We start from the raw sequence: 22,394 nt of genomic DNA, 5'->3' as shown, positions 1-22,394 counted from the left end.
CAGAGATTAAGATGAAACATCAAATAAAATTATTACTAACTAAGTTCCTATAATTAGCAGGAGCCTAAAACAAGGAGGCCGCTTAACGGGTTGGGAATCTCGGTTGAGATTCCCGCTTTCGCGGGAATAATATGTGTGGAATTGTATGTGCATTTAAACTTAAAGAGTCTGCTGAGGCATTGAGACCTCAAGTATTATCGATGGCAAAATGTATCCGCCATCGCGGACCAGATTGGAGTGGAATTTTTAGTAACGACAAAGCTATTATGGCTCATGAGCGACTAGCAATTGTAGATCCTACTTCAGGGAAGCAACCGCTTTTAAGCAGTGATAAAAACCTTGTGCTAGCCGCAAATGGCGAAATTTATAACCATTCGGAACTTCGGAAGCAATTCAAGAATTATGACTTTCAAACTAAAAGTGATTGCGAAGTTATTCTTCCGTTGTACAAAGAAAAAGGCGCTTCATTCTTAGATGAAATGAACGGTATCTTCGGCTTTGCGCTTTACGATGTTGAAAACGACAACTATTTTATAGCGCGCGACCATATGGGAATAATACCTTTATATATGGGTTGGGACCAAAACGGAACCTTTTATATAGCTTCAGAATTAAAAGCTTTAGAAGGTGTATGCACCAAGATTGAACTCTTCCCTCCTGGCCATTATTTAGATAGCCGCGAAGGCGAATTGAAACGTTGGTACACTCGCGATTGGATGGATTATGAAAACGTAAAGGACAACGCAACAGAAATTGCTGAACTTCGTAAAGCATTAGAAGCCGCTGTACACCGCCAATTAATGAGTGATGTGCCGTACGGAGTTTTACTTTCTGGAGGATTAGATTCTTCGATAACCTCTGCAATTGCTCAAAAATACGCTGAAAAACGAATAGAGAGCGAAGACACCGAAGGAGCTTGGTGGCCCAAACTTCACAGTTTTGCTATCGGCCTTGAGGGAAGCCCAGATTTGGAAGCCGCTCGGAAAGTTGCAGATCATTTAAAAACCGTTCATCACGAAATAAAATTTACTATCCAGGAAGGATTAGATGCCATCCGCGATGTAGTTTATCATTTAGAAACTTACGATATTACAACTATTCGGGCCAGTACACCAATGTATTTAATGGCTCGTGCAATTAAGGCAATGGGTATAAAAATGGTGCTTAGCGGTGAAGGTTCTGATGAAATTTTTGGTGGCTATCTATATTTTCACAAAGCGCCAAATGCCGAGGAACTTCATAAAGAAACCGTTCGCAAACTAGACAAATTACATATGTATGACTGTCTGCGCGCAAACAAATCGCTTGCTAGTTGGGGCATTGAAGGTCGCGTTCCTTTTTTAGATAAAGAATTTATGGATGTTGCCATGCGTATTAACCCACAAGACAAAATGATAAATGGTGAACGCATGGAAAAATGGGTGCTCAGAAAAGCTTTTGAAGATATGCTGCCAGAAAGCGTGGCGTGGCGACAAAAAGAACAATTTAGCGACGGCGTGGGTTACAGTTGGATTGACTCTTTAAAGGAAATGGTAAATGAAAAAGTAACCGACGATCAGTTTGCAAATGCGAAATATAAGTTTCCATTACAAACTCCAAGTAGCAAAGAAGAATTCTATTACCGAAGCATTTTTGCGGAACATTTCCCAAGCGATACTGCAGCGCTCTGTGTACCCTCAGTACCCTCTGTGGCTTGCAGTAGCCCGATAGCATTGGAATGGGATGCGAGTTTTAAGAATATGAATGACCCAAGCGGACGGGCGGTTAAGAATGTACATTCGGATGCTTATTTGAAGTAGTTGTGAGTGGTGAGTGTATTTGGAAATTGCTAAATTAGCTGCACATTCCTTTTAACTAGTCTTTTAAATTTGTTTTCAATTTAACCAAACAACATACTACGTGAAATTTATTACGCGGACGGAGCTTTCAGTAACTGATAAAAAAGAAATTTTCAATTTGTGGAATAATGAATATCCAGAAAAATTGAATTATCAATCGCTTGCGGAATTTGAAAATTATCTTGGAAATTTAATTGAACAATCACATATTTTAATGCTAAATGAAAATCAAACAATTAAAGGTTGGTATTTTGATTTTATGCGTGAAAATGAAAAGTGGTTTGCTATAATTTTAGATTCAAAACTTCAGGGTAAAGGCTACGGAACAATTATTCTTAACCTTGCAAAGGAAAAGGAAACTGAATTAAATGGTTGGGTAATTGATCATAACAATGACAAAAAGAAGGACGGAAAATTTTTTAATTCGCCTCTAAGTTTTTATTTAAAAAAAGGTTTTGAAATATTAACTGAAGACAGATTAGAAATTGAAAAAATATCTGCTGTAAAAATTAGATGGACAAAATAATAGCTGGCATCATATACGCACACTACCCTAAAAGATAATTTATAAAAACGAGGATACTTGTAATCTATTTTAAAACTTACTTTATTGTAATTAAATGATTAACGATTAAAATTATCCCATTCAAGCACAACAAAGAGTGTTATAAATCATATCTTGCGGAAATTAGCACCATCTACAACCTACTTTACTTAAAATTTACAATAAATGGATTTCACTAACCCGCTAGTTTACGGGGTTCCTTGTTTTTTAGGATTAATAGCCTTAGAGCTTTCTTACAGCAAAACTCTTGACGACAAGCAACTATACAAATGGAAGGATTTTATATCAAGTCTATCGCTTGGTATTGGGTCTGCAGTGCTAGGTGCACTTATAAAAACGGTTTCCATCATCCTGGTTTTTAATTTTGCATACGACCTTTTTAACCCGCTAGTTGATGGGGTACGCACAAATATTATGGGCTATGAATCTTTCGGCTATGCTTGGTATTTATGGATAATCTGTATGCTTTTAGACGATTATACCTATTACTGGTTTCATAGGCAAAACCATATGGTGCGATTTTTATGGGCGGCACATATTGTGCATCATTCTTCAGATAATTTCAATTTAGGAACTGCGGTTCGCAATGGTTGGTTTACTATTTTATACAAACCATTCTTTTATGTTTGGATAGTTATAATTGGTTTTCCTCCAGAAATGCTCGTTGTTTGTTTGGGAATTGAGGCGTTATGGCAGTTTCAATTGCATACTAAGTATATAAAAAAGTTAGGCTTTTTTGAAACTTTTATGAACACACATACAATGCATCAAGTGCATCACGCACGGAATCTTGAATATATGGACAAAAACCACGGAGGTTTTTTAAATGTTTTTGATAGAGTTTTTGGTACTTGGAAAGAACTAGACGATTCTATTGACATTGAATACGGGGTTTCCACGCCTCCTAACTCTTACAACCTCTACGTTATATTAACCCACGAATACAAGAATATTTGGGAAGATATGAAGAAGTCTAAAAAATGGAGCGACAAGTTTATGTATGCTTTTGGGTCTCCGGGTTGGAGCCACGACGGAAGCACACTAACTATAAAGCAAATGCGAAGGAAGCTGAGAGAGGAAGGGGTTGCAGTTGATAGTTAGTAGTCAGTGGTCAGTGGTCAGTGGTCAGTGGTCAAAACTAAAATTAATAGAATCTACATTTAATAGAAACGCCGGAAGATAATCTTCCGGCGTTTCTGTTTGATTAGATAATTAATTATTATTCAACCGTATAATATAGGTTGCCATCACTATCCATTAGCAGGGTAAGTGTTTGAAGTATACAAAAATCTACATCTGAAAAATCTACGGAGTTACCTTCATCATCGGTAATTCGAATATCGTAGTCGCATAACGTTTCATCAGCAATTGGGATGGAAACATTTACCATCGTGTCAGTTTCAAATCTATCATAGGGAATAATGTCGTCGCCCCAGTTATTTTGATTTGTGTCTGTAATGTATACTCCATAAAGGCTAAGTCCTGTATGGTTCACAACGTCGAATCTCAGCTCATAATTTTGTGCGGTCAAAGAAGCAGTAAAAAACACCGCAACAAAGAGAAATAAAATGGTTATTTTTTTCATAATATATGTTTTGATTGTTGGCTACTCTATATGCTTTTCGCCTATCGCGTTAGTTGAAATATTTATTAAATGTAATAAAAAAAAATAGTTGAAATGGTTTTTATAAATATTGAATTTGTGATAACCAGCAGATTAGCATCAAAGTCTAATATTTATTAATTGTAAAATTGAAAAAATGTGCCACTGTAAAATATAAGCTAAACTATAGAACTTAAGACCCCACGCCCCCCAGACGTGTACGCCAACATCGCACTGATAATTCAATAATCGAAATAGAAAGTTAAATTATTTTATAAATAAATATTCAAACAATTTTTAATTTTACTTAAAAATAATCTTAATATATTGCAAAATGTGTAATTCACGACCGAAAAATTTTCTATATTTAAACAACCACAAATCTACTTCGCTATGAGCATGTTTCACTATTATAATTTTCCACATTGTGAGGTATTTGTTTTCGACCAATTTCTGATAACACAAATAAGAGAAGGTGTTACAGTTAAACCCGAACACAATTATGAGTTGCGACAAATTATCGATTTGCATTTTTTAAATAAAGATTTAGTATATCTCTCCAACCGCCATTTTTCGTACGCAGTAGATCCATTAACTTACTTGGGAACCTCCAAAATTCACAACTTATTAGCTATTGCCATCGTTACTAAAAATGAAATTGCAAAATCGAATGCGCTGCTAGAAAGTATTTTTTACAAAAAAAAGTTCGCCACCTTTCCAACCCTTAGTGAAGCTATGGGTTGGGTGCACGAAATATTAAATGAAGAAAAGCAATTAAAGTGAAGCGAATAATTTCAGAATATTGAAAACAAAACTTAAGGTAACCACTGCTTATTAAAATTAGGCTTGCGTTTTTCAAGAAAAGCATCGCGGCCTTCTTTGGCTTCTTCCGTCATATAAGCAAGACGTGTGGCTTCCCCTGCAAAGACCTGTTGGCCCACCATTCCATCGTCAGTAAGATTCATTGCAAACTTCAGCATTTTAATGGAGGTAGGACTTTTCAGTATAATGGTCATGATAAATATTAATCACCGCATTGGCCAACCCTTTTTTGCAGTTACCATTCGTAAAGAAATCCTTCACCTTCCGGAATTTCTCGGTGTCGTTTTCCAGCTTTTGGCTTTCCTCCTCCATTTTATATTGAAGAAATTCAGTGATGTTAAAACCACCTTTAAGTTCCCCAAGTTTCATGATAAGCTTGGTGCTTTTATCATCGGACGGAGTTAACGTATCCAATTTGTAATTCTTCACCCCTTCCGTTATTCTCTGAAAAATGGACGGCTTGTTTTGTGCAGCAGTTTCATTTTGGGAAAAAACTCCCGCAATGCAACACAGGCAGGCAATCCGAAAAAGTTGAAGAAGTTTAATATGGCAGTTATTTTAGTATCGTGAATTTAGAAAAAACAGAATTCAATGCGGTTAAACATCAAATTCAGAAAGCCCATTCCTATATTAAAAAACTGTTTTATGTAGATTTAAATCCAATTTTATGTAATCTTCCATATCTTGAATAAACCAACAAAATTCCTTCGGCATGAGTATCTTTAATTAATATAATTTTGACGAGTCAGAGGTATTCATCTTTGCTCGCACTTAAAGAAAATTGTTAGGTAATAAACTCAATTGGGAATAAAAGGTGTTGTTGCGTCTAATTTTTAATTATACGTTTAATATAATGTTTATCCGCCTGCTCAATATCAACTATATAAATACCTGAATTAAAATTTGTTAAATCAACTGGAGTATTTCCGTCAATTTCTTTTGAAAATAACTCAGTGCCAACGACTGAAAAGATTTTAATCTTTACATTACCAACGGTGACTCCTTTAATATAAAATTTTTCTTTTACGGGAATTGGATAAAGAAGTATTGAAGGTTCTGGTGAAAAGGAAGAGATAGCCAAAATACATTCTTCAGAGTAATTTGCAATTGGGTCTTTAAACCAATTGGACTGTGAATTAGCATAATTTACATCGTCTACTTCAATACATAGTAAGTCGGGGTTATCGGTAAGATTAAAATATTCGAGAAAGGTATTATTTCCGCTCTTAGCGTTCATCGTTTGCAAATCGTTTAGTCTTCCATCAATATATCTAAGGTATGGTAGTTGGGAAAAATCCAATACTTCAAAGTTATTGTCTACAACACTTATCCAATCCATCAGCGGATTATTCTGAAAGTTAAGAGAAACAAGCTGGTTACTATCTGCCAACAATGTATTTAACAGAGGATTTTGGCTTGTATCTAAAGTTGAGATGTTATTATGATTTACATCGATAAAAGTAAGCGATGGATTTAGTGAAACGTCAATTGAGGTCAGGCCACTGGAAAAAATAGACAAACCCTCCAGATTAACATTTTGGCTTAAGTCAAAGTTTCTGATAGGTGTGTACGCACAATATAAATTTTTTAAATTTATATTGTGCGAGGTATCCAAATTATTAAGAGGGTTTCCAGAACACCAAATACTTTCCAAGTTTATATTTGCTGAGAGGTCTAAGGAAGTTAGATTATTTCCGGGACAATCCAATTGTCTGAGCGCTATGTTTTGGCTAATATCTAAAACCCCTAAATTATTTCCTGTGAGATCAATATATTTTAGATTTGGATTATGAGATAAATCAACAGTGGAAATAGAATTATTAAATACTCTAAAATTTTCAAGGTTGAGACTATTGGAAACATCAATCTCGGTAAGGTTAGTGCGGAAACACCAAAGTGTTACAAGCTCAATATTCTGCGATAAATCTATTGTGCTTAATGGATTATCACTACAATATAAAAACTCCAAATTTGTAAAACTTTGAATGCCCTGTAAGGAAGAAATATTTCTATCATTAACAATTAATCCTATAACCGATTCCGCTTCAGAAACTTGTATTTGCCCATCATTATTTAAGTCCGCAGGAATATCACCTTGATGATCTCCATCAAGATCCACACAATTTGAATTTAAGAGCGCATTTCTAAAGTTTGAGTTTGGAATATTTACTATTTGGGCAAAACCTAAAGACGAAAATAAAATAAATGCTATAATAGTTATTGGTTTATTCATATTTGAAATTTAATTTCCAAGATTACAATTATACAAAAAACATAATTCCGATAACGAATATTATGGTAACCACTGCTTATTAAAATTAGGCTTGCGTTTTTCGAGAAAAGCATCGCGGCCTTCTTTGGCTTCTTCCGTCATATAAGCAAGACGTGTGGCTTCTCCTGCAAAAACTTGTTGGCCCACCATTCCATCGTCAGTAAGATTCATTGCAAACTTCAGCATTTTAATGGAGGTAGGACTTTTAGCAAGAATTTCCTGTGCCCATTCATATGCGGTATTTTCCAATTCGGCATGAGGAACAACGGCGTTTACCATCCCCATATCAAAAGCTTCTTTTGCACTGTAATTTCTTCCGAGGAAAAATATTTCACGAGCCCGCTTCTGCCCTACCATTTTTGCTAGATACGCACTTCCATAACCACCGTCGAAACTAGTTACATCGGCATCAGTTTGTTTAAAGATTGCGTGTTCCTCGCTTGCTAAAGTTAAATCGCAAACTACGTGTAAACTATGTCCGCCACCCACAGCCCAGCCCGGAACAACACAGATTACGGCTTTCGGCATAAAACGAATCAATCGCTGTACATCGAGAATATTTAAACGATGGTACCCATCTTCACCCACATAGCCTTGGTGGCCACGCGCTTTTTGGTCGCCGCCGCTGCAAAAACTATACACACCATCTTTAGAAGAAGGTCCTTCAGCAGAAAGCAATACCACGCCAATAGAAGTATCTTCCTGTGCATCGTGAAAAGCATCGAGCAATTCGGCAGTGGTTTTTGGGCGAAATGCATTTCGAACATCGGGCCTGTTGAAAGCAATACGCGCCACGCCTTCAGATTTTTTATAGGTGATATCGGTATATTCTTTTACAGTTTTCCAGTTGGGTGAACTCATAATTGTTATTTTAGCGTAAATATATGAAATCAAAATTTTAAATAAGGCAATGACTCCTCGAGCGCAGTCGAGAGGTCATTATAATTTGTAAATTAAAAAAGGTCTCGACTGCGCTCGACCAGACAAAAACCGATGAAACATTTTATTCTTTTCTTTATATTTCTTTTCACTTTAACTATTAGTGCTCAAGAAGCTTACAAATTCACAACTGTTACAGACCTTGAAACGACGGCTGTAATAAGTCAAGGAACTACGGGAACTTGTTGGAGTTTTAGTAGCACATCATTTTTGGAAAGTGAAATTATTCGCCTTACGGGAAAGAAAATTGATTTAAGTGAAATGTACCAAGTGCGCAACACTTACCCGCTGAAAGCCGAAAATTTTATTATGCGTCAGGGAAAAGCGCAGTTCAGTGAGGGCGGATTGGCGCACGATGTGATGAATTCCGTAGAAAAATACGGTCTAGTTCCGAACGAAGCATTTAGCGGAATGTTTGCCGGAGAAACAAAATACAACCACGCCGAGATGGTTGCCGTTTTGGAAGCGATGCTAAAAACATATGTGGATAATCCAGGAAAGAAATTGAGTGCTAAGTGGAAACCAGCTATTGCAGCGGTTCTAGACACTTATATTGGTGAAAACATTCAGAATTTTACGTTTGAAGGGAAACAATACACTCCCCAAACCTTTTTGGCAATGACCAAAATTCAGCCAAAAGAATATATAAATATTAGCAGTTTTACGCAGGCTCCTTTCTATTCAAAATTTATATTAAACATTCCGGATAACTGGAGCAATGGTAGTTTTTACAATGTGCCACTAGACGAAATGATGGCGACAATTGATAATGCTTTGGAAAAAGGTTTTACGATTGAGTTAGATTGCGATGTAAGTGAGCGCAGTTTTTCGTCTAAAGATGGTGTTGCCATTATTCCTGAAAATGATGTGAATAATGTAAAAGCATTGCAAGGAATCTATCCAGAAAAGAAAGTTACTCAAGAATATCGTCAAGAGGAATTTGAGAATTACAATACTACAGACGATCATTTAATGCACATTACTGGATTGCTTCGCGATCAGAACGGTACAAAATATTACAAAGTAAAAAACAGTTGGGGCACGGACGAAACGCGGGTTGCCAATGGTGGTTATGTATATTTTAGTGAAGCTTATATGCGTTTAAAAGCAATAAGTATTACCGTGCACGAAGATGCAATTCCTGAAAGCACCGCTAAAAAATTAAGCTTATAGATCAAGCCGAAATTGAACTTAAAGTTGGCTCAAATTTTGATATCTTTGTTGCAATGAAAAAGCTATTGTTTCTTCTTTTAATACTTCCACTGATTGCTTCGGGGCAATTGGATTTTGAGAGCAATAAATACAAATTAGACTTTGTAAAATTGCCAGAAATTGAAAGTTTGATAAGCACTTCATCGTTATCGAATTCAGATTTTTCAAAAAAAATCACGAATACGCTTCCTTCATTTAAAATGAATAAAAGTAATTATCGCGCACCTGTGAGCATGTATGATGCCATGGCTACAAGCGAAAGTTATGTAAAATCTGATCTTAAAATATCTTTAAATCCGAGAGAATACGGAGTTTACGGAGGTAACAGCAGTTACAGTGCCGATGGCTCAACGTCTGTAAAGAACATTTCATATAAAGAGTCGCGAGGGTATTTAAGACCAGAACTTATGCCCTATTCTTACGGTTTTTACCAACGTCCATCTAGGCGTAGTGGTTTTTATGTAGGTTATGGAGCTTATGGCCCGTATTCACAATAGTTTTATATCATCTTCCCTATTACAATCTTCTTTTTTTTGAAGGTGCTTTCTTGCTACCTTAATGAGCTTATTATAAAATAAAACAATCTTTATTTTATATTGTTAGGATTCCTTACTATATTTGTTGAGGCAATATTGCTTTCAAACTTAAATCTTTCATAATTATGAAAAAGTCTATTTTTTATCACGCTGGTTGTCCGGTTTGTTTAAATGCCGAGCACGAAATTCTAGAACTTATGGATCCGGCAACTGTTGAAGTTGTGCATTTGGGTGAAGAAAAATCTAAAATCAAAGAAGCTGAAAACGCTGGGGTAAAATCTGTTCCGGCCTTAGTTACACCCACTGGCAATGTGCTTCATATAAATTATGGAGCTTCTATGGCTGATGTAAAAGGGTGAAAAATCGATTAGGATTACTAACTTTGCCTGTTAGACTAAACTCCTAACAGGCTTTATTATGGAAAAAAGTGTTTTCGATACCTCCTTTCAACAAGAAAGTGTAAGTAATAAAATAGTGGTGGGTCTTGAACGGATTTCGGAAGTTTTCCGAACCCTCCTTTGGGCAGAAGCCAAAAAATGTGGCGTAAGCCCTATACAGATTCAAATTCTTATTTTTATCGCTTATCATAAAAGCGCACTTTGCACGGTAAGCCATTTGGCAAAGGAATTTGACCTTACAAAACCAACTATCAGCGATGCGGTGAAATCTTTGGATCAGAAAAAACTTATCTTAAAAGATTATTCAAGTTCGGATAGCCGAAGTTTTCTCATTATACTTTCAGAAAAAGGAAAAGAATTGGTTTCAGTAACCAAAAACTACGCAAACCCTTTAAAAAAACAGTTTGATACTTTTGATGATGCACAACTACAAACTGTTTATGAAGCCATCGTAAAACTTATCTATAATCTCAATAAATCGGGGATTATCAGTGTACAACGCACTTGTTTTGCTTGTAAATTCCACAGTAAAAAAGATGGTAGAGATTATTGCGAATATCTTCAAAAGCCTTTAGAACCTGAAGCTATACGCGTAGACTGTTCAGAATTTGAGGAAAAATCTAATAAAATTTCAGCTTTGTGACAGCGCTTAACTTTCTGTAGTATCTTTTGACTTTTCCTTTAATTCTATTCCGTCTTCTTTTATCGTAATCTGCTTGTCTTTGTAGAGTGTTCCGATTGCTTTTTTGAAACTCTTTTTGCTCATCCCCATCATGTTTTTAATAGTATCTGGGTCAGATTTATCGTGAAGCGGTAAAAAGCCACCAGCGGCCTCCAATTCTTCGCGAATAAAGTTTGCATTTGGCTCTATACTTTTATAACCAACTTTTTGAAGTACAAGATCTATTTTATTGTCGGGACGAATATTTTTAACAAAGGCCTTCATGCGGTCTCCGGTGCGGATGTCTTCAAAAATATCTTCAATATAAATTAGACCTTTATGAACACCATTCACAATTACGTTTGCTCCTTTTTCGGTGAGGTGAGTAACTAAAATATTTACTTCCTCATAAGCTTCAACGGTTAAAGTTTCGTTTTGAAGAAAATGGTTTGTTTTACTTGAGCCAACCAAACGATTGGTTTTATCATCTATATATAGGTGAACAATGTACCAGTTCCCTTTTTTCATTGGGCGTGCTTGTTCTTTAAATGGAACAAACAATTGCTTTTCCAATCCCCAATCCATAAAAGCACCGTATTCGGTAACGTCGCTGCAATGCAGATACCCAAAACTGTTTAACAACAGAAAAGGCTCGAGCGTTGTAGCTATTGGCCTTTCTTCGTTATCGAGATATATAAAGACTGAAATATTGTCGCCAATTTCATATTCTTCTGGCTTGTATCTATGTGGTAAAAGCACCACATTTTCTTCTTCATCGCCCAAATATAATCCTGGTTCGGTTTCCCTAAGGATTTCTAAAGTATTGTATTCACCCAGTTTTATCATAATTGCAAAGGTACTCTATTATTGTAAAAAAAAATATTAATACGTATACACAAATAAAACAAATGATGTAAATTCACTTTTATAATGGAACAAAAAACACCACATAATCTTCCTTCAGAATTCCAGTTAACAAAAACACTGGAAACAGATATTGGCGAGGTATATTTTTATGATAATATAGCTGTGTTTCAGGCTAATGAAGGGATTGTAATGTCTCGTAAATCTGCAAATTCGGTTATAATAAAATGTCTTCGGCATTTAGAGGGTGAAAAGTGGGTTATAATTTCTAATCGAATTAACTCATATTCGGTTAAACCCATGGATTACAAAGCACTAAATAAAATACCTACCCTTAGATCTATAGGTGTTGTTTATTATTCCGAAATAGTTCGTTCGAATGCAGTACTAGAATCTAAATTCTGCAATATTCCCTTTTATTCCTTTCACGATCTAACTGATAGTCTTAGATGGGCGAAAGCATATTTAAGAAATGAAGCTGAAATAATCTAGAAGTACTTTATCATTTACCGATGAAGGTGTGAAAATTTCTAACAAAGCTGGGCCTTCATTATTACTGAAAAAAGCATTCAACTTTACTGGCAAATCTTCTTTATTATCAATAGTTTCATAATTGAAATTGTACATTTCTGAAAGCTGTTTAGCGCTTAAATTATGCTTTGTTTCAAAAAAAGTGTCGAAAATTTCAGTGTCTTTTTCACCGGGAAGAATTCTAAAAATACCGCCTCCTTTATTATTAATGACAATTATTTTGAAATTTTGCGGAATGTAATTATTCCAAAGGGCGTTGCTATCATAGAAAAAGCTGAGATCGCCAGTTATAAAAACAGTGGGCAGTTTTGAAACCAATGCAGCCCCAACAGCTGTACTCGTACTGCCATCGATGCCACTAGTACCGCGATTGCAAAATACTTGGGCAGTGGCGGGAATATTAAAAAGTTGCGCGTAACGAATGGTGGCACTATTGCTTAACTGCAATTGAATATGTTGTGGAAGCTTGTGGAATATTTCGCAAAAAACCATAAAATCTGAATACGGTATTTCATGTTCGAAGGCGCCGTGACGTTGCAATCTGTGTTGTTTTACTGTCAACCAATTGCTTTGATACTCGCTTTGCAATTCAATTGTTTTCGGAAGAAATTCAACAAAGAAATTATTTATAGTTGTTTTAAAATGATGTTCAAGTACAAAATAAGTGTCGTACGCTTTTTTCGCATCAACGTGCCAATGTGCTTTCGGCGGAAAACTGCGCAGAAAAGCTTTTATTCTTTTTGAAATTACCATCCCACCAAAAGTGAGTAAAACGTCTGGTTGAAGCTTTTTGAAATCTTCTTCCGTCAACGGACTTATTAGCTGATCTATAGCAGAAATAAAATTCTCATCATGAAGATTAGAGGTGGTTTCTGTTAAAACCAAAACACTTTCGTCTCTCGCAAGTTGGTCAATAAAGCGTTGTTCCACGCTGTTTGGTGCTAAAACACCAACCAAAATTACTTTCTTTTTGCTGCTATTCCACTGTTCAATAAAGGGCGTTAAATCTTCTTCCAAAGCGCAATTGGCTATTCGTGGTTCTACATTTTGCGGCCAGATTAATTGCTCTTCAATAGTGTTATATAAAGGTTCAGAAAAAGGAATATTGATATGTACTGGTCCGTTTAATTCAATTGCAGTGTTTAGCGCAATGTTTATTTCGGTTTCATTTTTTATCTGAAAATCTTCACCTTCAATACAATTGGCACTGTAAAGAATATGGTTTTCAAAAACATTTTGCTGACGGATAGTTTGTCCATCGCCAATATCAATTCTATCTGCAGGTCTGTCTGCGGCGATAACCACCAAAGGAATATCGCTGTAAAAAGCTTCTGCCACCGCGGGATAATAATTTAGCAAGGCAGAACCAGAAGTACAAACAACAGCCACAGGTTTTTTTAATTGTTGCGCCATTCCCAATGCAAAAAATGCGGCGCAGCGTTCATCTACGACACTAAAGCATATAAATTTTGGATTATTGCCGAAACCGGTAGTTAAGGGTGCATTGCGCGATCCTGGAGATATTACTATATGGTCAACTCCTTTATCCAAACATAATTGAACAAGGGTTTGTGAGAGAATTTTATTTGAGAATTTCATGCCGTGTAAAGGTACAAAGACGCCGAAAATATTATAGCATTGGCGCCAATACTTGTAGCATAGTTTGCATTTTATTTTCCGTTTCCTGCCACTCTTCCAATGGTTGCGAGGCAATAGTTATGCCGCCACCCACATAGATGCGTGCCGTATTGTTTTCAATCTGCATACAACGCAAGTTTACCATTAATGATGCTACTGCACCGTTTTGTTCAATTGGACCCAGAAAACCGGTGTAAAACGCACGATCGTAGCCTTCGTTTTCTAATATAAATTCTTTTGCAACTTTTTGAGGACAACCACAAATTGCCGGGGTTGGATGCAGCACAGTAGCGATTTTGGTCAGCGTAGTTTTGCCGTTATTTAAAACACCCGATATATCAGTTCTCAAGTGAAGCAAAGATCCGGCTCTATGCGTGTGTGGATTTGAAACCTTTAATATTGAAGTTACCCGTTGCAAACTAGTAGTTATGGCATCTGTTACCAATTGTTGCTCATTCAGTTCCTTTGGGCCCCAAACTACATGGGCTTGGTTTGTAAAGGGCTGCGTACCCGCCAAAGCCATTGTTTTAAACGAATGATTATCCACCTGAAGCAGTGTTTCGGGAGTAGCGCCACACCACATTCCAGTTTGTGGATGATACCAAATATATCTAAAAGCCGTTGGGTAGGCAGAAAACAAATGATTTAGCAACGCGCCAAATGAAAAATTACTTAAGTCGAATTCTTTGGAACGCGAAAGAACAATTTTCTTTGCCTTTCTCTTTTTTATTGTATCAATAATTTTATTTACTAATTCCAGATATTCATCTTGTTCCGAATCATTTTTAGCTACAGAAACGGGATCTAATTCAGCTTCAGTTTTAATTAATACACTCTCAATTTTTTCCGAATCTTTCTCCGGAATAAAACATGCAGAAGCTTTATAATTAAAAGGTGCTAATACAAATCCGTTTGTTGTTAAGTCTTCAATTAGAAAAAGCTCATCAGTTTTTTGCAGCAATGCAGTAACTTTATTTTGTTCCGGCAGTGCGTAAAGCACAAAGGGTAATTCTTTTTCTAAATGTTCTGAAATTTTTTGGGTAAAGAGCTGAAGATCCATTATTTTTTTTGGGGTAAAGTGAGAGTGGTTAGTTTAACGAGAGACACCAAAGCACCGTCTTCATTGGTTATTTTTATTTGCCAGAGTTGTGTGGTTCTTCCTTTGTGGAGAATGCTGGCGTGTGCGTAAACATAACCATCGCGAATACTTTTAACGTGATTGGCAGCAATTTCAATTCCGCGGATAATTATGTCTTTCGAATTAAGAAAAACAAAAGCTCCTGCACTGCCCACACTTTCCGCCAGAGCTACAGATGCGCCACCGTGCAACACGCCATCAGGTTGATGAACTCTTGGGGTTACGGGCATTCTAGCTACAAGGAAATCATCACCTACTTCGGTGAATTCTATATTGAGCGTTTCCATTAGGGTATTTGGACACATTTTGTTGCAAGCGGCCAAAATTTCTTGGTTGGTGTACTTCATTGTATTGGTTTACATTTGTAAAAATACAAAATTGAAACTAACAAAATGAGTATCCAAAAAGAGGTTTCCTACACAAGTGCTAATAGTTACCACACAATCAATGAATTAACCAATAAAACCAAAAATGTTTGGATGGTTTTTCACGGAATGGGTTATTTAAGCAAATATTTCATCAATTATTTTTCTGAATTGGATTCTGAAGAAAACTACATTATTGCGCCACAAGCACCTTCAAAATATTATCAGGACAAAGGCTTCAAACACGTTGGTGCTTCTTGGCTTACCCGTGAAAATACGATTACCGAGACCGAAAATATACTAAATTATGTAGATGCCGTTTTTGAAAAAGAACTCTCGGGCTTAATTCCAAATCTTATTGTTTTAGGATATTCCCAAGGCGTCTCAATTGCTACGCGATGGGTGGCGCGACGAAAACTTCAGTGCAATATATTGGTGCTTCACTCTGGCGGTATTCCAAATGAATTGCAACCCAAAGATTTTGAATTTTTGAAAGAAAATGCGCAGGTAATTTACCTCTACGGTAATAAAGATCAATATATTACCGAAGCTCGAAAAACCGAAGAGCATTTAAAAGGTAGTATGCTATTTCAGAACCGGTTAACAATTGAGGTATTTGAAGGCATTCACGAAGTAAACAAACCATTCCTACTAAAGATTTCTAAAGAAATTTAACTCATTTGTGTCGTTCATCGAATAAATTTGTGTTTAAACTTTGTTTTTCGTTCTTTTACACCGCTCTCAAACATAAAAACACCTACTATGAAAACGAAAACACTAACCTGCCTCTGCCTCTTTGTTGCATCTTTAGCGATGGCACAAGTGAGCAAGCAAGAAAAACAAGTTCTTTTAGATCTTTATTCTTCAACTAACGGACAAAAGTGGAACACTAAATGGGACGTTAATACAGCTGTAGATACATGGCACGGAGTTACTGTAGAAAATAATACAGTAACTAGTATTGACCTTCACTTTAATAATTTGAGCGGTACGCTTCCTGCTTCTTTAGGGCAACTTAAAAATTTAAAAACACTGGAATTGTCTTTCAATCCTATTGAAGGCAGTCTTCCAACTGAATTAGGAAATCTTAGCAATTTAGAAGTTTTGGCAATGAATGCAACTTCGCTTAGCGGAAATATTCCAGAATCTATAGGAAATCTATCTCAGTTAAAGCAATTGCATTTAAGTAGTAACCAACTAAGTGGTACTGTGCCAGAGAGTGTAAGTAACCTTAAGCATATTGAAATTTTTAATGTGTTTGATAACGATTTATCGGGCGAATTACCTAAAGGTTTGGCAAATTGCCCACACCTAAAAGAACTAGTAGTTGCTGAAAACGAATTTACAAATCCGAATGATTTTTCTGTAATCATTCTTTCAAATACTGGATCAAAATTAAATTTAATGAACTCACCATTACAGACAGGATCTACTGAAGCTATTATAGCTGTGGAGCGGGATGAAAATGCAGATTAACTCAATACCTCAAAATTCCCTCACTTCCAAGCGGCCTTAATTGGCCGCTTTTTTTTGCTTAATATTGAATTAAATCATAAATATTATAACTTTCTGTAAAGACAAAATACTGAAGCTGCAATGGAAAAAACTTATTTAACCTTCCTATTAAAAGAATAAATCAGCACCCCGCCAGTTACAAACATTAATAAACTATACACTGCTGGTACAATTGCAAAGGAAGCATTATGAAGCAAGACCACTGCAATTGTAATTGCTAGGGTACCGTTTTGAATTCCCGATTCTATAGATATTGAGCGTGCGGCCTCTTTGCTCAACCCGAACAATTTTGCCGAAAAATAACCCAATACCATGGTAACAACATTCAACACCAATGCAGCAATGCCTGCCTGCTCAAAATAAGAAACAAAGTTAGCTCGCTCTTTTATGACCAAGCCAACAATAATCAGCGCCAATACAGCGCCTGAAGCAATACGCACCGGCTTTGCCATTCTATCAGCAAAATCTGGTCGGTACCTACGCACTAACATTCCAATAATAATAGGTATAACTACTATTACAAAAATTTGGACAATCGTTGAAAGTACATTCAGTTCCACCACTTGACCAACGCCCAAAAAATATTCTAAGGCAAAGTTTACAATAAATGGAATTGTTAAAATGGTTATCAAGCTACTAAAGGCGGTAAGCGTGACCGAAAGCGCCAAATCTGCTTTTGCCAAATGCGAAATTAAATTAGAAGTTGGCCCACCTGGACAAGCTGCCAAAATCATAACCCCAATTGCTATTTCGGGCTGCATTGGAAAAACCCACGTAATCCCCAAACCAATGAGCGGCAGAAGAATCAATTGATTGGTCAAACCAATAAAAATAGCTTTTGGATAGCGGAATATTCTTTTAAAATCTGTGCCTTGCAAGGTGAGCCCCATGCCCAACATAATAACGATTAATGATCCCGCAAGGATTATAGTAGAGAGATTATCCATATTTTATTATTTGGAAGAAAGATAATAAAATTGCATTAGGATTTTAAATGGGAGCTTTTTGAGTACTTATTTTTCATAACAATTTTTACCTATATTTATATTTCCTCCCCGCTCTGACGCCTTGAAGATTCCTCGAAGATTTCTTTGGAGATTTATTGATAGAAAATTTTAAAAACAAATAAAGAAAATTGAATCATAATTATTACATACATAAAAATACACATATCAACAACAAGCAAGGTTTAAAAGATGGTGTTAGAATAGAAAAAATTCCATCTATGTATTTAATAAAATACAAGGAAGCAGAAGGACCATTCGAAGATTTAGAAACCCTTAAAAAAAATTCTAAAATCTATCGCAATTTATTATTAACTAATCCCAGAAGAGCTCAACAAATTTGTTTTGAAAGTAATATAAGCTTAATCAAGGATTTTGTATTTACAAATGAAGATTTTTCTACCGATAAGAACTTTATCGAAATAATTGAGCATTGCACTAAAGGAAAAATTAAGAATGGAAAAATCACAGGCATTCATTATTATAATCCTGAAAAAATGAAAATTTTAAATATTACAAAAGAGAATCTCTTAAATGGAATATGGGAAGCTGAAATTGAATTTTATAATTTAAAAACTAAGAAATGGATAAGAAAAGACAAACCCACTACATTTTTTCCAATACATTGGAGTATACATGATTTATTTCACGAATGTTTTTATGCAGTCAATAACAAACAAAAAAAAGAAGATAGTAATAATATATTTGTATCGAAAACTAAAACTGGAATTGATGTTGAAATAATTTGTAGTAATTCCGTATTGAAATCTATTTACCCAATTTTATAATTTTGAAAAAAAAATAAAAACACTGAATTAAAAAAACCGCAACCAATTAAGGTTGCGGTTTTGAATTTAGCTATTTAAAGAAACTTACTTCACCTCTTCAAAATCTACATCTTCAACATCGCTGTTTTCAGCGTTGTCTGTTCCCTTCTCTGCTCCTGCTTCAGCATCACCGGTTGGTGCGCCTTGGCCATCTGCTTGGGCTTTGTACATTTCTTCAGAAGCTACTTTCCAAGCTTCGTTTATTTTATCTAAAGCTGGCTGAATAGTAGCTACGTCTTTAGCTTCGTATGCTTTTTTCAATTCTTCCAAAGCATCTTCGATTGGTTTCTTTTTATCGTCAGATAATTTTTCACCAAATTCTTTCAGTTGCTTTTCAGTCTGGAAGATCATTCCATCAGCTTCGTTTAATTTATCTACTTTTTCTTTAGCAGCTTTATCGCTTTCAGCATTTGCTTCTGCATCTGCTTTCATCTTTTTGATTTCATCTTCTGTTAATCCTGAAGAAGCTTCAATACGGATGTCTTGCGTTTTGTTAGTAGCCTTATCTGTAGCGCTTACTTTAATGATACCGTTGGCATCAATATCGAACGTTACTTCAATCTGTGGCGTACCACGTTGTGCTGGTGGAATACCGTCTAGGTGAAAACGACCAATTGTCTTGTTGTCGTTTGCCATTGGGCGTTCCCCTTGCAATACGTGAATCTCAACACTTGGCTGATTATCTGCTGCAGTAGAGAATACTTGACTTTTCTTAGTAGGAATAGTTGTGTTGGCCTCAATTAATTTGGTCATTACACTACCCATTGTTTCAATACCAAGAGAAAGTGGCGTTACATCTAAAAGAAGTACATCTTTTACATCTCCAGTTAATACCCCACCTTGAATTGCAGCACCTACGGCAACTACTTCATCTGGGTTTACCCCTTTGTGTGGTTTTTTTCCGAAGAATTTCTCAACAGCTTCTTGAACTGCAGGAATACGAGTAGAACCACCTACAAGAATTACTTCGTCTATATCACTTTTGCTTAATCCAGCAGCTTTCATTGCTGTTTCGCAAGGCTTCATTGTTCTTTTTACAAGATCTTCAATCAATTGCTCAAACTTAGCACGTGTTAACGTTTTAACCAAGTGTTTTGGTCCGCTAGCCGTAGCTGTAACGTAAGGCAAGTTAATTTCAGTTTGTGCAGCAGAAGAAAGCTCAATTTTTGCTTTTTCAGCAGCTTCTTTCAAACGTTGCAATGCCATTGGGTCTTTACGAAGATCGAAATCTTCTTCAGCTTTAAAGTCGTCTGCCAACCAGTTTATAATCTTCTGATCCACATCATCACCACCTAAGTGAGTATCACCATCTGTAGCAAGTACTTCAAAAACGCCATCACCTAATTCAAGGATACTAACATCGTGTGTACCACCACCAAAATCGAATACTACAACTTTTTGGTCGGTTCCTTTTTTGTCAAGACCGTATGCAAGCGCTGCTGCAGTTGGTTCGTTAATGATTCGTTCTACTTTAAGACCAGCAATTTCACCAGCTTCTTTAGTTGCGTGACGCTGACTGTCGTTAAAGTATGCAGGAACAGTAATAACCGCACGGGTTACTGGCTGACCTAAATAATCTTCCGCAGTTTTCTTCATTTTCTGAAGAATCATTGCACTTAATTCCTGAGGAGTGTACATACGTCCGTCAATGTCTACACGGGCGGTATCGTTATCACCTTTTACAACTTTAAAAGCTGCGCGTTCTGCTTCGTTTTTAGACTCAGAATATTTGTTCCCCATAAATCTCTTAATAGAGCTAATGGTTTTTGTAGGGTTAGTAACAGCCTGACGTTTTGCAGGATCTCCTACTTTAATTTCGCCGCCTTCCACAAATGCAATTACGGAAGGAGTTGTTCTTTTTCCTTCGGCATTAGGAATAACCGTTGGCTCGCTACCTTCCATCACGGCAACACAAGAGTTGGTTGTACCTAAGTCGATTCCAATTATTTTACTCATAATAATTTTGTTTGATGTTTATAATTTATTGTTGTATTCTTAATTTCTCTTTCTACAAGTCAATGATTGTGCCAGCGGAAAGATTATGACATGATGGCAGAATGTAATTTGAAAGATTTTATTAGTAGTTTTACCCCTGTCTCAATAAACACTTTTTTTTGAAAAAATTCCTGAATAGAACGAATCCCGTAGTTGTTGGAATAGCAAGCGGTCTCTATCCCTTTCTTTATAATTATTTTTCTAATTTCACTATGGTCGATTCCCGTGGTCAGCTATTCTTCTTTATAGCTTTCTTTCTATTGATTCCTGTGTTAATCAATATTTTATTGAAAGTTTTTTCAGGAAAAATAACATTCGTTGCCAAAAACTATACGCTGTTATTAACCATTTCAAACTTAGTAGGATTTGCCTGCTTAGTAACTTACAGCATTATAGGACCGAAGAAGAAAATAATTCTCTTGGTTATGATTCTTACCATCGGACTTGCCTTTTTATTAAAGAAGCATTTAAAAAAAGCAGTTTTAATAGAATTGTTACTAGCCTTAATTGTGGCAGTTCAATTGGCTTTTTATGTTGGCAATAATTTAAATTTTTCTACAGCGTGGAAACAACTTCCCGATAAAATTTCAGAAGCTACTTTCAACAAAAAACCAAACGTTTATATTATCCAACCCGACGGATACGCCAACGCTAGTACGCTGAAAAAGCCACCGTATACTTTTGATAATAGTGCTTTTGAAAGTTTTTTAACTGAAAACAATTTTAAAATTTATCCCAATTTCCGAAGTAATTATTCTAATACAGTTACTTCAAATAGTTCTATGTTTGCTATGAAACATCACTACTACAAAAAACCAAAACCCAGCTCGAAGGAAGCACACGGATTGCGAAAAAGCATTGCTGGAAAAAACGCTGCGGTAGCTCTCTTCAATAAAAACGGGTATAAAACATCGTTACTAATTGAGTCGCCCTATCTTATTGTTAACAGGCCAGAATTGGAATATGATTATTGTTCTATTTCGTATAAAGAGCTTTCCTTTTTATCGCGTGGGTTTGATATGAACGTGAATGTTTTAGATGAAATGGAAAAGGCGCTGGAAGAAAACAAAAATCAGGCTAATTTTTATTTTGTGGAAAAGATATTGCCAGGCCACATCTCAGTGTCAAAACTCCAATCAAAAGGCAAGGATGAAGAAAGAGAGAGTTATTTAGACAATGTTGAAAAATCTAACCTTTGGCTGCGCGAAATAACTTCTTTAATAACCAAAAAAGATCCTTCGGCATTAATAGTTATTGTTGCAGATCACGGAGGTTATGTAGGTTTCAATTATACGGGAGAACTTCACCGAAAAATTGAAGATACAACGCTTATAAATTCAATTTTTGCCGCTAAGCTCGCTATAAGATGGCCCAACAACGAAATTCCTGAGTTTGACACTAAATTGAAATCGAACGTTAACCTCTTCCGGGTTTTATTTTCTTACCTCACAGATAATGAGGCATATCTTAACCACTTAGAAAATGATGAAAGTTTTATAATAGTTGAGGAAGACACGCCTTTTGGAGTGTATAAAGTAATTGATAAAGACGGAAACTTTGTTTTTAATAAGCTTCCTTTTTAACTACTATTTACAGCACAATACAATTAAAGGAGTATACAGTTTTCTGTGGTAGTAACAGTTTTTAAAAATCATTACTTTTACCATACGC

Annotated in this window: 22 protein-coding genes and 1 pseudogene; 13 read left to right on the top strand and 10 right to left on the bottom strand. The window is 35.9% G+C overall.

The annotated features are described in order from the left end of the window. The first annotated feature begins 131 nt into the window (after positions 1-131). The 3 genes from asnB (at position 132) to AC3RVG_RS08970 (ending at position 3,504) form a co-directional block, all read left to right on the top strand. Positions 132-1,799 (top strand): asparagine synthase B, encoded by a 1,668-nt coding sequence (gene asnB / locus AC3RVG_RS08980; RefSeq protein ID WP_489691118.1) that lies wholly within the window; start codon positions 132-134, stop codon positions 1,797-1,799. Positions 1,800-1,899: 100 nt separating this feature from the next. After that, entirely contained in the window at positions 1,900-2,364 is a 465-nt protein-coding gene (locus tag AC3RVG_RS08975; protein ID WP_489691117.1) for a GNAT family N-acetyltransferase, read from the top strand. A 204-nt stretch (positions 2,365-2,568) separates the two neighbouring features. After that, positions 2,569-3,504 (top strand): sterol desaturase family protein, encoded by a 936-nt coding sequence (locus tag AC3RVG_RS08970; RefSeq protein WP_489691116.1) that lies wholly within the window; start codon positions 2,569-2,571, stop codon positions 3,502-3,504. Between the two features lie 118 nt (positions 3,505-3,622). Here AC3RVG_RS08970 and AC3RVG_RS08965 read toward each other — a convergent pair whose 3' ends face one another. After that, positions 3,623-3,988, bottom strand: coding sequence for a hypothetical protein (locus AC3RVG_RS08965; protein ID WP_489691115.1), 366 nt, complete (start codon positions 3,986-3,988; stop codon positions 3,623-3,625). 411 nt (positions 3,989-4,399) lie between these two features. Between AC3RVG_RS08965 and AC3RVG_RS08960 the strand changes: the two genes are divergently transcribed. Further along, complete coding sequence (locus AC3RVG_RS08960; RefSeq protein WP_489691114.1) at positions 4,400-4,789, top strand: hypothetical protein; 390 nt, start codon at positions 4,400-4,402, stop codon at positions 4,787-4,789. Positions 4,790-4,821: 32 nt separating this feature from the next. Here AC3RVG_RS08960 and AC3RVG_RS08955 read toward each other — a convergent pair. From AC3RVG_RS08955 to AC3RVG_RS08945, 3 genes and pseudogenes are all read right to left on the bottom strand, one after another. After that, positions 4,822-5,016: pseudogene (locus tag AC3RVG_RS08955) on the bottom strand (enoyl-CoA hydratase-related protein); the annotation flags it as partial. A gap of 638 nt (positions 5,017-5,654) precedes the next feature. Continuing rightward, positions 5,655-7,061, bottom strand: coding sequence for a leucine-rich repeat domain-containing protein (locus tag AC3RVG_RS08950; protein ID WP_489691113.1), 1,407 nt, complete (start codon positions 7,059-7,061; stop codon positions 5,655-5,657). Between the two features lie 60 nt (positions 7,062-7,121). Continuing rightward, complete coding sequence (locus tag AC3RVG_RS08945) at positions 7,122-7,961, bottom strand: 1,4-dihydroxy-2-naphthoyl-CoA synthase (protein ID WP_489691112.1); 840 nt, start codon at positions 7,959-7,961, stop codon at positions 7,122-7,124. Between the two features lie 132 nt (positions 7,962-8,093). On the opposite strand from AC3RVG_RS08945, the gene AC3RVG_RS08940 reads away from it, so the two are divergent. The 4 genes from AC3RVG_RS08940 to AC3RVG_RS08925 all read left to right on the top strand — a co-directional run bounded on the left by AC3RVG_RS08940 (position 8,094) and on the right by AC3RVG_RS08925 (position 10,828). After that, complete coding sequence (locus AC3RVG_RS08940; protein WP_489691111.1) at positions 8,094-9,212, top strand: C1 family peptidase; 1,119 nt, start codon at positions 8,094-8,096, stop codon at positions 9,210-9,212. A gap of 53 nt (positions 9,213-9,265) precedes the next feature. Next, positions 9,266-9,748, top strand: a complete 483-nt coding sequence (locus AC3RVG_RS08935) for a hypothetical protein (RefSeq protein ID WP_489691110.1) — start codon at positions 9,266-9,268, stop codon at positions 9,746-9,748. A gap of 164 nt (positions 9,749-9,912) precedes the next feature. Next, positions 9,913-10,146, top strand: coding sequence for a thioredoxin family protein (locus AC3RVG_RS08930; RefSeq protein WP_489691109.1), 234 nt, complete (start codon positions 9,913-9,915; stop codon positions 10,144-10,146). A gap of 58 nt (positions 10,147-10,204) precedes the next feature. Next, complete coding sequence (locus AC3RVG_RS08925) at positions 10,205-10,828, top strand: MarR family winged helix-turn-helix transcriptional regulator (protein ID WP_489691108.1); 624 nt, start codon at positions 10,205-10,207, stop codon at positions 10,826-10,828. A gap of 6 nt (positions 10,829-10,834) precedes the next feature. Here AC3RVG_RS08925 and AC3RVG_RS08920 read toward each other — a convergent pair whose 3' ends face one another. Further along, positions 10,835-11,692, bottom strand: a complete 858-nt coding sequence (locus AC3RVG_RS08920) for a CvfB family protein (protein WP_489691107.1) — start codon at positions 11,690-11,692, stop codon at positions 10,835-10,837. A gap of 84 nt (positions 11,693-11,776) precedes the next feature. Here AC3RVG_RS08920 and AC3RVG_RS08915 point away from each other — a divergent pair, with 84 nt between their 5' ends. Beyond that, positions 11,777-12,202: a hypothetical protein gene (locus tag AC3RVG_RS08915; RefSeq protein ID WP_489691106.1), complete on the top strand. Its 426-nt coding sequence runs from the start codon at positions 11,777-11,779 to the stop codon at positions 12,200-12,202. Here the strand turns inward: AC3RVG_RS08915 and menD are convergent. The 3 genes from menD to AC3RVG_RS08900 are packed head-to-tail and all read right to left on the bottom strand — an operon-like array spanning position 12,176 to position 15,364. Then, positions 12,176-13,840: a 2-succinyl-5-enolpyruvyl-6-hydroxy-3-cyclohexene-1-carboxylic-acid synthase gene (gene menD / locus AC3RVG_RS08910; RefSeq protein ID WP_489691105.1), complete on the bottom strand. Its 1,665-nt coding sequence runs from the start codon at positions 13,838-13,840 to the stop codon at positions 12,176-12,178. The genes AC3RVG_RS08915 and menD overlap by 27 nt on opposite strands. 31 nt (positions 13,841-13,871) lie before the next feature. Then, on the bottom strand, positions 13,872-14,939 hold the full coding sequence (locus AC3RVG_RS08905) for an isochorismate synthase (protein ID WP_489691104.1): 1,068 nt from the start codon (positions 14,937-14,939) through the stop codon (positions 13,872-13,874). Beyond that, complete coding sequence (locus tag AC3RVG_RS08900) at positions 14,939-15,364, bottom strand: PaaI family thioesterase (RefSeq protein ID WP_489691103.1); 426 nt, start codon at positions 15,362-15,364, stop codon at positions 14,939-14,941. Before AC3RVG_RS08900 ends, AC3RVG_RS08905 begins: the two co-directional genes overlap by 1 nt. A 45-nt stretch (positions 15,365-15,409) precedes the next feature. On the opposite strand from AC3RVG_RS08900, the gene AC3RVG_RS08895 reads away from it, so the two are divergent. Together AC3RVG_RS08895 and AC3RVG_RS08890 are read left to right on the top strand one after the other, a co-directional pair. Further along, positions 15,410-16,057 carry an alpha/beta hydrolase gene (locus tag AC3RVG_RS08895; RefSeq protein ID WP_489691102.1) on the top strand — a complete coding sequence of 216 codons (648 nt, stop codon included), beginning with the start codon at positions 15,410-15,412 and terminating at the stop codon, positions 16,055-16,057. Between the two features lie 87 nt (positions 16,058-16,144). Further along, positions 16,145-16,858, top strand: a complete 714-nt coding sequence (locus tag AC3RVG_RS08890) for a leucine-rich repeat domain-containing protein (RefSeq protein ID WP_489691101.1) — start codon at positions 16,145-16,147, stop codon at positions 16,856-16,858. 131 nt (positions 16,859-16,989) lie between these two features. Here AC3RVG_RS08890 and AC3RVG_RS08885 read toward each other — a convergent pair whose 3' ends face one another. Continuing rightward, positions 16,990-17,844, bottom strand: coding sequence for a bile acid:sodium symporter family protein (locus tag AC3RVG_RS08885; RefSeq protein ID WP_489691100.1), 855 nt, complete (start codon positions 17,842-17,844; stop codon positions 16,990-16,992). A 188-nt stretch (positions 17,845-18,032) separates the two neighbouring features. Here AC3RVG_RS08885 and AC3RVG_RS08880 point away from each other — a divergent pair, with 188 nt between their 5' ends. Continuing rightward, positions 18,033-18,689, top strand: a complete 657-nt coding sequence (locus tag AC3RVG_RS08880; RefSeq protein WP_489691099.1) for an EndoU domain-containing protein — start codon at positions 18,033-18,035, stop codon at positions 18,687-18,689. An 84-nt stretch (positions 18,690-18,773) separates the two neighbouring features. On the opposite strand, the gene dnaK is transcribed toward AC3RVG_RS08880, so the two are convergent. Beyond that, positions 18,774-20,684 carry a molecular chaperone DnaK gene (gene dnaK, locus AC3RVG_RS08875; RefSeq protein WP_489691098.1) on the bottom strand — a complete coding sequence of 637 codons (1,911 nt, stop codon included), beginning with the start codon at positions 20,682-20,684 and terminating at the stop codon, positions 18,774-18,776. A 158-nt stretch (positions 20,685-20,842) separates the two neighbouring features. Here dnaK and AC3RVG_RS08870 point away from each other — a divergent pair, with 158 nt between their 5' ends. Beyond that, complete coding sequence (locus tag AC3RVG_RS08870; protein ID WP_489691097.1) at positions 20,843-22,306, top strand: alkaline phosphatase family protein; 1,464 nt, start codon at positions 20,843-20,845, stop codon at positions 22,304-22,306. The last annotated feature ends 88 nt before the right edge of the window (positions 22,307-22,394 follow it).

It is taken from the genome of Aequorivita sp. IT1282 (genome assembly GCF_058068205.1).
This window is presented reverse-complemented; position numbering and strand designations above follow the sequence as displayed.

Bases quoted from the DNA above. Each gene is read 5' to 3' on its own strand.
- AC3RVG_RS08915 (WP_489691106.1), top strand. From the start codon at position 11,777: ATGGAACAAAAAACACCACATAATCTTCCTTCAGAATTCCAGTTAACA.
- AC3RVG_RS08900 (WP_489691103.1), bottom strand. From the start codon at position 15,364: ATGAAGTACACCAACCAAGAAATTTTGGCCGCTTGCAACAAAATGTGT.
- dnaK (WP_489691098.1), bottom strand. From the start codon at position 20,684: ATGAGTAAAATAATTGGAATCGACTTAGGTACAACCAACTCTTGTGTT.
- AC3RVG_RS08950 (WP_489691113.1), bottom strand. From the start codon at position 7,061: ATGAATAAACCAATAACTATTATAGCATTTATTTTATTTTCGTCTTTA.
- AC3RVG_RS08890 (WP_489691101.1), top strand. From the start codon at position 16,145: ATGAAAACGAAAACACTAACCTGCCTCTGCCTCTTTGTTGCATCTTTA.
- AC3RVG_RS08925 (WP_489691108.1), top strand. From the start codon at position 10,205: ATGGAAAAAAGTGTTTTCGATACCTCCTTTCAACAAGAAAGTGTAAGT.
- AC3RVG_RS08965 (WP_489691115.1), bottom strand. From the start codon at position 3,988: ATGAAAAAAATAACCATTTTATTTCTCTTTGTTGCGGTGTTTTTTACT.
- AC3RVG_RS08930 (WP_489691109.1), top strand. From the start codon at position 9,913: ATGAAAAAGTCTATTTTTTATCACGCTGGTTGTCCGGTTTGTTTAAAT.
- AC3RVG_RS08885 (WP_489691100.1), bottom strand. From the start codon at position 17,844: ATGGATAATCTCTCTACTATAATCCTTGCGGGATCATTAATCGTTATT.
- AC3RVG_RS08895 (WP_489691102.1), top strand. From the start codon at position 15,410: ATGAGTATCCAAAAAGAGGTTTCCTACACAAGTGCTAATAGTTACCAC.
- AC3RVG_RS08945 (WP_489691112.1), bottom strand. From the start codon at position 7,961: ATGAGTTCACCCAACTGGAAAACTGTAAAAGAATATACCGATATCACC.
- AC3RVG_RS08905 (WP_489691104.1), bottom strand. From the start codon at position 14,939: ATGGATCTTCAGCTCTTTACCCAAAAAATTTCAGAACATTTAGAAAAA.
- AC3RVG_RS08920 (WP_489691107.1), bottom strand. From the start codon at position 11,692: ATGATAAAACTGGGTGAATACAATACTTTAGAAATCCTTAGGGAAACC.
- AC3RVG_RS08970 (WP_489691116.1), top strand. From the start codon at position 2,569: ATGGATTTCACTAACCCGCTAGTTTACGGGGTTCCTTGTTTTTTAGGA.
- AC3RVG_RS08960 (WP_489691114.1), top strand. From the start codon at position 4,400: ATGAGCATGTTTCACTATTATAATTTTCCACATTGTGAGGTATTTGTT.
- menD (WP_489691105.1), bottom strand. From the start codon at position 13,840: ATGAAATTCTCAAATAAAATTCTCTCACAAACCCTTGTTCAATTATGT.
- AC3RVG_RS08940 (WP_489691111.1), top strand. From the start codon at position 8,094: ATGAAACATTTTATTCTTTTCTTTATATTTCTTTTCACTTTAACTATT.
- asnB (WP_489691118.1), top strand. From the start codon at position 132: ATGTGTGGAATTGTATGTGCATTTAAACTTAAAGAGTCTGCTGAGGCA.
- AC3RVG_RS08935 (WP_489691110.1), top strand. From the start codon at position 9,266: ATGAAAAAGCTATTGTTTCTTCTTTTAATACTTCCACTGATTGCTTCG.